At 72.5% G+C, this 12,632-nt stretch carries 10 protein-coding genes and 1 pseudogene; 6 read left to right on the forward strand and 5 right to left on the reverse strand.

What is annotated here, in order from left to right:
- Positions 1–165 precede the first annotated feature (165 nt).
- Positions 166–1,197 (reverse strand): LacI family DNA-binding transcriptional regulator, encoded by a 1,032-nt coding sequence (locus ACZ3OF_RS14355; RefSeq protein ID WP_361672944.1) that lies wholly within the window; start codon positions 1,195–1,197, stop codon positions 166–168.
- A gap of 124 nt (positions 1,198–1,321) precedes the next feature.
- Between ACZ3OF_RS14355 and ACZ3OF_RS14360 the strand changes: the two genes are divergently transcribed.
- From ACZ3OF_RS14360 to ACZ3OF_RS14380, 5 genes are all read left to right on the forward strand, one after another.
- Positions 1,322–2,608: an ABC transporter substrate-binding protein gene (locus ACZ3OF_RS14360; RefSeq protein WP_467304744.1), complete on the forward strand. Its 1,287-nt coding sequence runs from the start codon at positions 1,322–1,324 to the stop codon at positions 2,606–2,608.
- 79 nt (positions 2,609–2,687) lie between these two features.
- Positions 2,688–3,560 (forward strand): carbohydrate ABC transporter permease, encoded by an 873-nt coding sequence (locus ACZ3OF_RS14365; protein WP_361672940.1) that lies wholly within the window; start codon positions 2,688–2,690, stop codon positions 3,558–3,560.
- Positions 3,561–3,562: 2 nt separating this feature from the next.
- Positions 3,563–4,417 (forward strand): carbohydrate ABC transporter permease, encoded by an 855-nt coding sequence (locus ACZ3OF_RS14370; RefSeq protein ID WP_361672938.1) that lies wholly within the window; start codon positions 3,563–3,565, stop codon positions 4,415–4,417.
- 17 nt (positions 4,418–4,434) lie between these two features.
- Positions 4,435–5,739: a glycoside hydrolase 5 family protein gene (locus ACZ3OF_RS14375; protein ID WP_467304747.1), complete on the forward strand. Its 1,305-nt coding sequence runs from the start codon at positions 4,435–4,437 to the stop codon at positions 5,737–5,739.
- Positions 5,740–5,773: 34 nt separating this feature from the next.
- On the forward strand, positions 5,774–8,827 hold the full coding sequence (locus ACZ3OF_RS14380; protein WP_361672934.1) for an alpha-mannosidase: 3,054 nt from the start codon (positions 5,774–5,776) through the stop codon (positions 8,825–8,827).
- Here ACZ3OF_RS14380 and ACZ3OF_RS14385 read toward each other — a convergent pair.
- The 3 genes and pseudogenes from ACZ3OF_RS14385 to ACZ3OF_RS14395 form a co-directional block, all read right to left on the reverse strand.
- Positions 8,818–10,131 (reverse strand): annotated as a pseudogene (locus ACZ3OF_RS14385) (MFS transporter); the annotation flags it as partial. The gene ACZ3OF_RS14380 and the pseudogene ACZ3OF_RS14385 overlap by 10 nt on opposite strands.
- Positions 10,132–10,221: 90 nt before the next feature.
- Positions 10,222–10,581, reverse strand: a complete 360-nt coding sequence (locus tag ACZ3OF_RS14390; protein WP_361437920.1) for an ArsR/SmtB family transcription factor — start codon at positions 10,579–10,581, stop codon at positions 10,222–10,224.
- Between the two features lie 90 nt (positions 10,582–10,671).
- On the reverse strand, positions 10,672–10,893 hold the full coding sequence (locus tag ACZ3OF_RS14395; protein ID WP_260227397.1) for a hypothetical protein: 222 nt from the start codon (positions 10,891–10,893) through the stop codon (positions 10,672–10,674).
- Positions 10,894–11,181: 288 nt separating this feature from the next.
- On the opposite strand from ACZ3OF_RS14395, the gene ACZ3OF_RS14400 reads away from it, so the two are divergent.
- Positions 11,182–12,051 (forward strand): ABC transporter ATP-binding protein, encoded by an 870-nt coding sequence (locus ACZ3OF_RS14400; RefSeq protein ID WP_361672932.1) that lies wholly within the window; start codon positions 11,182–11,184, stop codon positions 12,049–12,051.
- A gap of 29 nt (positions 12,052–12,080) precedes the next feature.
- Here the strand turns inward: ACZ3OF_RS14400 and ACZ3OF_RS14405 are convergent, their stop codons facing one another.
- Positions 12,081–12,464, reverse strand: coding sequence for a VOC family protein (locus ACZ3OF_RS14405; RefSeq protein WP_361672929.1), 384 nt, complete (start codon positions 12,462–12,464; stop codon positions 12,081–12,083).
- Positions 12,465–12,632 lie beyond the last annotated feature (168 nt).

Consider the following 12,632-nt stretch of genomic DNA (forward strand, 5'->3'; position numbering starts at 1 on the left):
GATACTCCGGTCCAGCGGGAAGGGTGGGGGTGCTGGGCGTACGGGAGGTGCGGCGGTACGAGCGTGCGTGGGGCGTGCCGTTCGGCATGGCGTGCAGCGGTACGGGTGCACCGCGGCGGTACGGGGGCGAGACGGTCGCCGTCTCGCCCGGGAGGCTAAACGGCTTTAGTTGGCGGGGTCAAGGGCGGGCGGCGCCGTGGACTCGCGGACCGTGAGCCGCGGTGTGGGGTTCTTGATGTCCCGCGCCGCCGCCGGGTCGTCGACGACCGCGAGCAGCGCCCGTGCGACCTGCTCGCCGAGGGCGAAGGTGTCCCGGGAGAGCGCGGTGAGCGAGGGGTGGACGATGCGGGTGAGGGCGGAGTCGTCGAAGGAGACGACGGACAGGTCGCCCGGGACGGCGACACCCATCTCGGTGGCCACACCGAGCCCGGCCACGGCCATCACGTCGCTGTCGTAGATGATCGCCGTCGGCCGCTGCGGCCGGGCGAGCAGGGCCCGGGTGGCGGCCGCGCCCTCGGCGTCGCTGAAGTCGGTCGGCAGCGAGACGGCCTCGGTGAGGCCGAGGCGCCGGGCGCTGTCCCGCACGGCCCGGATCCGCCGCTGGGTGTGCTGGAAGGCCGGGAGTCCGGCGAGGTGCGCGATACGGCGGTGGCCGAGGGCGGCGAGGTAGTCGACGATCGAGATCATCGCCTCGCGGTCGTCGGCCCAGACGCTGGGCAGGCTGCCGTGCCGGCCGGGTCCGCCGAGCACGGTCGTGGGCACGCCGAGCTCCTCCAGGACGGGGATGCGCGGGTCGCGGACCTGGAGGTCGACGAGGACGAAGCCGTCCACCCGGTGCTCGGAGGTCCAGCGCCGGTAGACCTCGATCTCGGCCGCCGTGTCCTCGACGACCAGCAGGTTCAGGGCCGTACCGCGCACGGAGAGTCCGGCCTGGAGTCCGCTGAGGAGATGACTGAAGAAGGGTTCGAGACCGATGGTCCGCGCGGGGCGGGCCAGGACGAGACCGACCGCGCCCGCCCGTGCGCCGCCCAGGGCGCGCGCGGCGCTGTGGGGGCGCCAGTTCATCTCCTCGGCGACCCGCAGGATGCGTTCGCGGGTGGCGTCGCTCACCCCCGGCCGGCCGTTGAGCGCGAAGGACACGGCGCCCTTGGACACCCCAGCCCGGCGGGCGATGTCGGCGATCGTCGGTCTGGCCACGGGCGCCCCCTTCGTTCTCGCGCACTGTCTTGACAGCGGAGTGTAGCGGGAGCATAGTCCCCCATCGCTAGACCGGTTTAGTAGCTCTGCCTCGTCCGCCAGAACAGACCGGGAGACCTCTCATATGCGAACAAGCAGCCACTGGAAACGGCTGGCCGTGGCCGCGGTCGCCGCGGCGACCCTCGCCGGCTGCGGCCTCGGCGACCCGAACGCCCCGGAGGACTCGGGCGGCGCGGGCGGGGGCGAGGTGAAGGGCCGGGTCTCGCTCCAGACCTGGGCCCTGAAGCCGAAGTTCACCGCGTACATGGAGGGCGTGATCGACGCCTTCGAGAAGAAGCACCCGGGCGTCGAGGTGGAGTGGCTCGACCAGCCGGGCGACGGCTACTCCGAGAAGGTGCTCAGCCAGGCGGCCGGCGGCACGCTGCCCGATGTGGTCAATCTGCCGCCGGACTTCGCGCTGCCGCTGGTGAAGCAGAACATGCTGCTGGACGTGGCGGGCGCCGATCCGAATCTGGACGCCGACTACGTCGAGGGCGGCACCGCCGCCTACCGGTTCGCCGGCCACGACGGTACGTACGGCTACCCCTGGTACCTCAACACCGACGTCAACTACTGGAACTCCGAACTGCTCACCCGGTACGGCCTCGACCCGAAGAAGCCGCCGGCCACCCTGGACGAGCTGATCGCGGCGGCCAGGACCGTCAAGGAGAAGTCCGGCGGCGAGGTCTATCTCATGAGCCGCAAGCCGGGGCTGATGGACTTCGCCGACGCCGGGGTGAAGCTGATGTCCGACGACGGGAAGCACTTCACCTTCAACACCCCCGAGGCAGCCGCGATCCTGGACACCTATCGCGGCGCGTTCGAGGAGGGGCTGCTGCCCAAGGACGTGCTGACGGAGACGTACGCGGGCAACACCAAGCTCTTCTCCTCCGGCACGGCCGCCTGGACGACGGCGGGCGGCAACTACATCACCTCGCTCGCCACCGACAACCCGAGCCTCGGGCCCAAGGTGGTCTCCTCCCCCGCGATGGGCACCCCGCCGCTGTACGTCCAGGGCCTGTCGGTCTCCAGGGCGACCAAGAACCGGGCCACCGCGCTCGCGCTCGCCCGCTGGGTCACCAACGCCGAGAACCAGGCCGCCTTCGCACACCTGACCAGCATCTTCCCGTCCACCAAGGCCTCGGCCTCGGACTCCTTCTTCAGCAAGAGCGACGGGACGAACGCCGGGGACGCCAAGGTCACGGCGTTCACGTCGCTGGCGACGGCGAAGATGCTGGAGCCCGTCCAGGCCAACGAGGCGATCAAGACCGTCGTCAACCAGCAGATCGCCCTCGCCCTCAACGGCCGGGCCGGCTCCAAGGAGGCGCTGGACACGGCGGTCGAACGCGCCGATCAGCTCCTGAAGGACTGAGCTCCGGCACGCACCGACCACCGGCCGCGAGCGGCGCCGTCTTCCCCCGGCGCCGCTCCCCCTCCCCGGAAGGCACCCCATGACACACCGGCGCTGGTTCACCCCGTGGCTGCTCGCCGGACCGGCCGTCGTCTGGCTCGCCGTCTTCAATCTGTGGCCGGCCGTGAACACCGTGATCCTGTCGTTCACCAACGCCAAACCGCTGGGCGGCGGCCGCTTCACCGGCCTCGCCAACTACGAACGGGCCCTGACCGACGCCCAGTTGACCGACGCCCTGATCAACAGCATCGTCTACCTCCTCATCTGCCTGCCGCTGCTGACCCTGCTGCCGCTGCTGCTCGCGCTGCTGGTGGAGAAGAAGCTGCCGGGCATCACCTTCTTCCGTACCGCCTTCTACACGCCGGTGGTCGCCTCGGCGGTCGTGGTCGCCCTGATCTGGGGCTGGCTCCTGGACGACCGCGGCCTCCTCAACGGCCTGCTCGGACGGCTCGGTCTCGCGGACCGGCCGGTCGACTTCCTCACCGACCGCTGGCTGCTGCTGTTCAGCGCCATCGGGCTGACCGTCTGGAAGGGCCTCGGCTACTACATGGTCATCTACCTCTCCGCGCTCGGGAACGTGGGCCGCGAGCTGCACGAGGCCGCCGCCGTCGACGGGGCGTCCGCCGTGCGCCGCTTGTGGCACGTCACCCTGCCCGGTGTACGGACCACGATGATGCTGGTCTCCGTCCTGATATCGGTCTCGGCGCTGCGGGTCTTCTCCGAGCTGTACGTCCTCTCACACGGCACCGGCGGCCCGGGCGGCCGGGACATGTCGGTGGTCATGCTCATCCAGATGTACAGCCGAGGCTTCACCGGGCACATCGGCTACGCCTCCGCCCTGAGCCTGCTGCTCTTCGTGATCACCATCGGCCCGATGCTGCTCCTCGCCCGGCTGAACCGGAAGGCGGCCTGACCATGCCCGTACGAGCGTCACGGGGTTTCGGCACACCCGGCCCGGCCGCGAAGGCGGCCCGGTACGCGCTGCTCGCGCTGGTCCTGCTGCTCACCACGGGTCCGTTCCTCTGGCAGCTGTCCACCTCGCTCAAGGGACCGGGCGAGGACGTCTACTCCCGTACGCCGGACTTCCTGCCGCGCGACCCGACGTTCTCCAACTACGCACAGGTCGCCGACACCATCCCGGTGTGGACGTACGCCCTCAACTCGCTGACCGTCGCGGCGGTCGCGGTGGCCGGCAACGTGGTCGGGGCCACCCTCGCGGGCTTCGCGCTCTCCCGGCTGCGGTTCCGCGGCGCCCGGCTGGTGCTCGGCCTCTTCGTGGCCACCCTGGTGCTGCCGGGGGAGGTCACGATCGTCTCCCAGTACGTGACCGTACGCAGCATGGGCCTGACCGACACCCTGCTCGGGGTGGCGCTGCCCGGGGCCATCGCCATGCTCAACGTCCTGCTGATGTACACGGCGTTCCAGGCCGTTCCGCCCGAGCTCGACGCCGCCGCGCTCGTCGACGGCGCGAACGTGTGGCAGCGGCTGATCCATGTGGGGCTGCCGAACGTACGGGGCATGCTGAGCGTGGTCGTGATCTTCACCTTCATCGGCGCATGGGACGACTTCCTGTGGCCGCTGATCGTCCTCAACGACCCCGAGCGGTACACCCTCACCGTGGGACTCCAGTACCTCGACGGCACCTTCACCGCCAACCCGCGCCTGATCGCGGCCGGGACCATGATCGCGTTCCTGCCGATCGTGGCCGTGTTCGCCGCGCTCCAGCGGTTCTTCTTCAAGGGCGTCGAGGAAGGCGCCATCAAGGGATGACCCGTGGAAAGGACCCCATGCCGAGCACGCCCCCTCCGCCCGACGTCCCGCGCCTTCCGCCCGGCGCCCCGCGCTTCGGCGTCAACTACACGCCGAGCCAGGGCTGGTTCCACCACTGGCTCGACTTCGATCTCGACGCCGTCCGCGCCGACCTGGACTCGATCGCCGCCCTCGGCCTCGACCACGTCCGGGTCTTCCCGCTGTGGCCCGTCTTCCAGCCGAACCGCACCTTGATCCGCCCGCGCGCCGTCGCCCAGCTGGGCGACATGGTGGACGCGGCGGCCGAGCGAGGTCTGGACGTCGCCGTCGACGGGCTGCAGGGCCATCTGTCCAGCTTCGACTTCCGGCCCTCCTGGACGCTCACCTGGCACCGGCGCAATCTCTTCACCGATCCCGCGGTGCTCGACGGCCAGGCCGCCTATCTGCGCACCCTCGCCTCGGCGCTCGCGGACCGCCCCAACTTCCTGGGCATGACGCTCGGCAACGAGATCAACCAGTTCTCCGGCGACCCGCACCCCGATCCGGACCGGATCACCCCGGGCGAGGCCGAGAGCTGGCTGCGGCGCATGCTCGCCGAGTGCGAGCGAGCGGCGCCCGGACGGCTGCATCTCCACGCGGAGTACGACGCCGCCTGGTATCTGGACGACCACCCCTTCACGCCGGCCCAGGCGGCCCGGCTCGGCGCGGCGACGGCCGTGCACTCCTGGGTCTTCAACGGCACCGCCCAGCGCTACGGCCCCGAGTCCGTGGCGTCCGGGCAGCACGCCGCATATCTGATCGAGCTGTCGAAGGCGTGGGCCGAGGATCCGGGGCGGCCGGTGTGGCTCCAGGAGGTGGGGGCGCCCGCCCCGCACATCGCGCCCGACCGGGCCGCCGGCTTCACCCGTACGACCGTGGCGGCGGCACTCGACTGCCCGGACCTCTGGGGTATCACCTGGTGGTGCTCCCACGACGTCGACCGCGCGCTCGCCGACTTCCCCGAACTGGAGTACAGCCTCGGCCTGTTGACGAGCGACCGCAAGGTGAAACCGGCCGGTCGCGCGCTCGCCGACGCCGTGGCGGAGTTCCGTGAGCGCCCCTCCCGCCCCCAGCCGCGGACCACGGCGCTGATCCTCGACCTACCGGCGGACGACCTGCCGGACGAGGCCTCGAAGCGTTCGACGTGCGCACCGGGCGGGGCGTACTTCGAGGCGTTCATGCGGCTGGCCGCGGACGGCGCGCGGCCGGCCGCCGTACTGGCGTCCCGGGCGTCGGACCGCGATCATCTCACCGCACGCGGGATCACCGAGACGGTCACCGTCGACGACGTCGACAGGCCCTGACGACCACCCTCTCTTACGTGATGGAGCGACTGGCATGCATGACGACCGCACCCTGATCGAGTCCCGCCTCAAGCGCGTCCTGGAGGAGCGCATCCGCCCGGCGGTCCATCCGGAGTCGGTGCCCCTGGAGGCCGGGATCTGGACCGCGCCCGACGAACCGGTCCCGGTGGCCGAGGGGATCGCCGCGCCGCGTACCCCGATCGCGGCGGGCGACGCCTGGGGAGCCCCCTGGGGTACGAGCTGGCTCACGGTCTCCGGGGAGGTTCCGGAGGCCTGGGCGGGCCGGACCGTGGAGGCGCTGATCGACCTCGGTTTCGACGCCAACATGCCCGGCTTCCAGTGCGAGGGGCTGGTCTACCTGCCCGACGGGTCGCCGGTGAAGGGCCTCAACCCGCGCAACCAGTGGGTGCGGATCGCCTCCCCCGCGGTCGGGGGCGAGGAGGTGCTGCTGCATGTGGAGGCCGCGTCCAATCCGGTGATCCTGGACTACCACCCCTTCCTGCCGACCGAGCTCGGCTCGAAGGAGACGGCGGGTGACAAGCCGCAGTACCGGCTGGCCCGGATGGACCTGGCGGTCTTCGACGAGACCGTGTGGCAGCTGGTGATCGACCTGGAGGTGCTCGGCGAGCTGATGGCGGAGCTGCCGGTGGAGGGCGCCCGGCGCTGGGAGATCCTGCGGGCCGTGGAGAGCGCGCTGGACGCGATCGATCTCCAGGACGTCAACGGCACGGCCGAGGCGGCCCGTTCACGCCTGGCCGAGGCGCTGGCCTCGCCCGCCGAGCCGTCGGCGCACCGGATCAGCGCGGTGGGTCATGCCCATATCGACTCGGCCTGGCTGTGGCCGCTGCGCGAGACGGTCCGCAAGGTGGCCAGGACGACGGCCAACATGACGGCGCTCCTGGAGGACGAGCCGGACTTCGTCTACACGATGTCGCAGGCTCAGCAGTACGCGTGGATCAAGGAGCACCGTCCGGAGGTCTACGCGCGGGTGAAGAAGGCGGTCTCGGAGGGCCGGTTCGTGCCCGCCGGGGGCATGTGGGTGGAGTCCGACACGAACATGCCGGGCTCGGAGGCGATGGCCCGTCAGTTCGTGTACGGCAAGCGGTTCTTCCTGGAGGAGTTCGGCGTCGAGAACGAGGAGGCGTGGCTGCCGGACACGTTCGGCTTCGCGGGCGGCCTGCCGCAGATCATCAAGGCGGCCGGGTCGAAGTGGCTGCTGACGCAGAAGATCTCCTGGAGCCAGGTCAACTCCTTCCCGCACCACACCTTCTGGTGGGAGGGCATCGACGGGACGCGGATCTTCACGCACTTCCCGCCGATCGACACGTACAACTGCTCGATGCGGGGCAAGGAGATCGCCCACGCGGTCCGCAACTTCAAGGACAAGGGCCGGGCCCGGCACTCGATCGCCCCGACCGGCTGGGGCGACGGCGGCGGCGGGACGACCCGCGAGATGGTCGCGAAGGCGGCCCGGCTGCGGGATCTGGAGGGTTCGGCGCGGGTGCGCTGGGAGCGGCCGGCGGAGTTCTTCGCGAAGGCCGAGGCGGAGTATCCGCACGCACCCGTCTGGGTGGGCGAGTTGTATCTGGAGCTGCACCGGGCGACGTTGACGAGCCAGGCGCGGACCAAGCAGGGCAACCGGGCGAGCGAGAACCTGCTGCGCGAGGCCGAGCTGTGGGCGGCCACCGCCTCCGTCCGGTCCAAAGTCCCTTACCCCTACGAGGAGTTGGACCGGATCTGGAAGACGGTGCTGCTGCACCAGTTCCACGACATCCTGCCCGGTTCCTCGATCGCGTGGGTGCACCGCGAGGCGGAGCGGACGTACGCGGGGGTCGCCGAGGAGCTGAACGGGATCATCGGCCGGGCGCAGCGGGCGCTCGCCGGTGATCCGCGGGCGGGCGGCGAGACGGTGTTCAACGCGGCCCCGCACGAGCGCGCCGGGGTGCCGGCGGGCGGGGCGCGAGTCGTCACGGGAGCGCCGGGCGGCTGCACCGCCGAGGAGCGGCCCGGCGGCGGGTTCGTCCTGGACAACGGGCTGCTGAGGGTGACGGTGGACGGGCGCGGCCTGGTGGTGTCGGTGCTCGATCATGCCGCGGGCCGGGAGACGCTGGCTCCGGGGGCGGCCGCCAATCTTCTCCAGATCCACCCCGACTTCCCGAACATGTGGGACGCGTGGGACGTCGACGCGTTCTACCGCAACACCGTGACGGATCTGACCGAGGCGGACGAGGTGGCGCTCGCCGCCGAGAGCGCGGGCTCCGTGTCCGTACGGGTGACGCGGACGTTCGGGGCCTCGCGCGCGGTGCAGACGCTGACGCTCGCCGCGGGCGCGAAGCGGCTCGACCTGGAGACCGAGGTCGACTGGCACGAGACGGAGAAGTTCCTCAAGGCGGCCTTCCCGCTCGACCTCCACACCGATCGCTACGCGGCGGAGACCCAGTTCGGCCATCTGTACCGCCCGACGCACACCAACACCAGCTGGGAGGCGGCCAAGTTCGAGGCGTGCAACCACCGCTTCGTCCACTTCGAGGAGCCCGGCTGGGGCGTCGCCGTGGTCACGGCGTCGACGTACGGGCACGACGTGACCCGTACCGTACGGTCCGAGGACGGCGGCACCACGACGACCGTGCGGATGTCCCTGCTGCGTGCCCCGCGCTTCCCCGATCCGCACACGGACCAGGGGGTGCACCGGTTCCGCCACGCGCTGGTGCCGGGCGCCTCCGTCGGGGACGCCGTGCGGGAGGGGTACCGGATCAGTCTTCCGGAGCGCCGGGTACCGGGCGACGCGGCGGTCGTTCCGCTGGTCGCCGTCGACGACGACGACGTCGTGGTGAGCGCCGTGAAGCTGGCCGACGACCGCGGCGGGGATGTGGTGGTCCGGCTCTACGAGTCCCGGGGCGGGCGCGTGCGGGCGCGTCTGACCACCGACTTCGACTGGGACGGGGTGACGGTGTGCGATCTGCTGGAGCGGCCGCTCGCCGACGTACCGCCGGGGACCGCGCGCGGGGAGGACGGGGCCGTGGAGCTGGCCCTGCGCCCCTTCGAGCTGGTCACGCTGCGCTTCACGGGGGCGGGCCACCGCGGGTGAAGGGCGTCGATACGGAAGTCGTGCACGTGGCACCGCCCCGCGCCGGCCAGGTGCGGATGGTCGGCGGCCAGCTCGGGGTGGCGGTGCTCCAGCTCGCCCGGGTCCGTGCGCGGCCATAGCCTCAGGGCGGCGGCGGCCGCGACGAGGGCGAGGAGGCCCAGCGCGCCGGCGGCGAACGCGAGGCCGGCGCGCGCGGCCGTCCACCCGGCCAGGGGGTAGGCGAGCAGCCAGCAGCCGTGGGCGAGGGAGAACCGGGCGGCGAAGACGGCGGGCAGGTCCGCGCTGCCCGCCGAGCGCCGCAGCAGCCGCCCGCCGGGCGTCAGTACGGCGGAGGTGGCGGCCCCCAGCAGGAGCCAGGCCGCGAGCAGGGCGGGCCAGGCCCAGGGCCCGGGGCCCGCCGCCAGGCCGGCCGGGAGGAGGGCCAGGATCGCGGCCGTCACGAAGGCGGCGGGGAGCATCAGGGCCCGGTCGCCGGCCCGTTCCAGGACGCGGGGCAGCAGCAGCGCCGCGGCCATCGAGCCCGCTCCGTACGCCGCGAGGGCGAGCGTGACGTCGCCGACGGGGCGGCCGAGGACCTCGCGGACCAGGACGACGGTGTTGACGAGGACCATCGCGCCGCCGGCGGCGACGACCAGATCGAGCGCGAGGAGGGCGCGCAGGCGCGGGGTCGCCAGGACGAGCCGGATGCCGAAGGCGGCCCTGGCGTACGCGCCGCCGGTCCGCTCCGCCGGTGCGGGGGTGGGCAGGAGGACGGACGCGACGAGGGCGCCGGAGGCGAGGAAGCCCGCCGCGGTGCCGGTGAACAGCAGGCCGGACGGGACGAGGACGAGCAGGGCGGCGGCCAGCGCCGGGCTGAACAGGTTCTCCAGGTCGTAGGCGAGGCGCGAGAGCGAGAGCGCGCGGGTGTAGTCGCGCTCGTCGGGCAGGATGTCGGGGATCGTCGCCTGGAAGGTCGGGGTGAAGGCGGCGGAGGCCGCCTGGAGCAGCAGGATCAGGACGTAGACCTGCCAGACCTCGGTGACGAAGGGCAGGGCGAGGGCGGCCGCCGCGCGCGTGAGGTCCATGGCGACCAGCAGCGCGCGCCGGGGTATCCGGTCGGCGAACGCGCTGATCAGTGGGGCGATGCCGACGTAGGCGACCATCTTGATCGCGAGCGCGGTCCCGAGGACGGCGGAGGCGTCGGCGCCCGCGAGGTCGTACGCGAGGAGGCTCAGCGCGACGGTGGCGAGGCCGGTACCGGCGAGGGCGACGACCTGGGCGGTGAAGAGGCGACGGTAGGTGCGGTGACGCAGCACGGACAGCATGGGGCCCGCCCTCGTTCGGCTCCGGGGGTCGTGACCACGGTAGCGGACATGTGCATAGTTGCGCACATGACAGAGGGTGGGGTGATCGGTTCAGTCGTGCCAGGGTTCGCCGGTCACCTGGTGGTCGGCGTGGTTGATCGCCTCGACGACGAGACGCCGCATATGGCCGTCCGGGAGCGTGTACACCACCCGCCGGCCGTCCTTCCGGTGCTGGACGAGCCCTCCGAGCCGCAGTTTCGCCAGATGCTGGCTCACCGCCGGCCGCGCCGCGCCACAGGCCTCCGCGAGGGCGGTGACGTCCGACTCACCACGCGACAGCAGCCACACCAGATGCAGCCGGGTCGGGTCCGCGAGGAGCGCGAACACCCCCGCCGCCGCAGCGAGCTCAGGGGCGCCGGGAGTGCGCTGATGCACCACGCTCGCAGGTGAGGATCCCTCGCGTTCTGCCATGGGGTCATCGTAGGCACGGCCACGGGAACGGAAGCCGCCCCGGCGCGATGTACGCCGGGGCGGGTCCCGTGAAGGCTGTTCGGAGCTCTGTCAGAGCTTGTGCATGCCCTTGTAGGGGCTGAGGACTCGGACCTGGGTGGCCCCGAAGTCGACGAGCAGTGCACCCGTCGGCTCCGTGCCGATGATCTTCCCGAGGCCGTGACGATCGTGGGAGACGCGGTCACCGACGGCGAACTCCTTGATCACGGGATCGACGGGAGCCGCGAAGGGGCTGGTGGACAGGTGGCGCCGGGGCGCGGATCGGTTCGTCATCGTCCAGCCAGTATGCCGTGCGGGAGGGCGGGGGCACAGACGCGCACGCCCCCGGGATGCGCGGGCGGCCGTCCGTGACGGCCGCGCGCCGGTGGACGCTCGTGCCAACGACCGGACGGGGCATCGGTGTTGGCCGGTTCCCGGGGCCCGCGGGCCGGGCCGGGCCCGTCTCGGCACATGTCGTGATCCCGCCGGGCGTACGGCTCCCGCGGCTGTCACCCCGCGATCAGCGTGCTGTCAGCGGGGCCGTACACCGTGTGACGCGTCCGTCGAGCACGAGGAGAGACGATGACGTACGCCATCCGGGACGAGGGCCTGGTCAAGAGCTACGGGGGCGCGGGCGCGCTGGACGGCGTCGGCCTGGAGGTGCGGGCCGGCGAGGTGGTGGGCCTGCTCGGCCCGAACGGGGCGGGCAAGAGCACGGTCGTCCGGATCCTGTCCGCGCTCGACCGGCCCGACGCCGGCCGGGTCACGGTCTGCGGTCATGACGTCGTACGGCGGGAGCGGGCCCGCGAGCTGCTCGCGGCGCCTGAGGGTGATCCAGGCGCGGGGTCGGGGAGGCTCCTCGCGGCCTTCGGGCTCACCGGCGCCGCCGGGCGTCCGGTCGGCGCGCTCTCCGACGGCGAGCGGCGCGGCCTCGATCTGGCGGCGCGGCTGTCCCCCGGGCCGCGGGTGCTGATCCTGGACGAACCGGACAGGGGCCTGGACGTCCGAGCGCGGCGGGCGCTCCGGGACGCCGTCCGGCGGCTCGCGGCGGAGGGAACGGCCGTGCTGCTCACGACACAGCACCCGGCCGAGGCGGACGGCTCGGCCGACCGGGTCGCTCTGCTCGACCGCGGCCGGGTCGTCGCGGAGGGACGGCCGGAGGAGGTCGCGCGACGGACCGGGGAGGCGTCGTTGCGGGTACGGCCCAGCCTGGCGGGGGACGGGGAAGCGGTCTCCCGGATCCTGACGGAGCTGACCGGCGCCACCCCGTCGCACGACCGCGACACCGGCACCCTGTCCGTCCCGGCCGCCGACCCGATGCTCCTGTCCGCACTCGTGCGACGCCTGGAACGCTCCGGCATCGCCACCGAGACCCTGGGCCTGCACCAGCCGACCCTGGAGGACGCCGTCGACGCGCTCACGTTCCGGTCCGCCGCGCACCGGGTGGGGTGACATCGGCACCTGAGGCGCGCCCGCGGGCGTCAGAGGGGCTGGACCCGGGCGTGCAGGAGGCAGAATTCGTTGCCCTCGGGATCGGCCAGGACGTGCCAGTTCTCGGTGCCGTCCTGGCCGACGTCGGCGGGTTCGGCGCCGAGCGCGAGCAGCCTCTTCAGCTCGGCGTCCTGGTCGCGGTCGGTGGCGTTGACGTCGAAGTGCAGTCGGAGTTTCCCGGTACGCGGGGCGGTGCTGGGGCTCAGGACGAGGGTGGGCTGCGGGCCGCCGAAGCCGGCGTCGACCGGTCCGATCTCGATGCTTCCGTCGTCCTCCCGGGCGAGTTCGACATAGCCGAGGACCTCGCTCCAGAACGCGGCGAGCCGGTCGGGGTCTGCGCAGTCGATGATGAGTTCACTGATGCGGCATGCCATGGCCGTCAGTGTACGGAGCGGGTTGCCGTCCGGGGCGGGACGTACGGGCCGGGCAGGACGGCCGGGTCAGGAGGGCCGGCGCGGGGCGTCCTGGGCGGGGCGTCCGGCGCGGGGCGTCCGGGGCGTCCGGGGCGTCCGGGCCAGGACGGCCGGGGCGGCCTGCCCCGG

Source organism: Streptomyces sp. NPDC022552 (assembly GCF_055561875.1).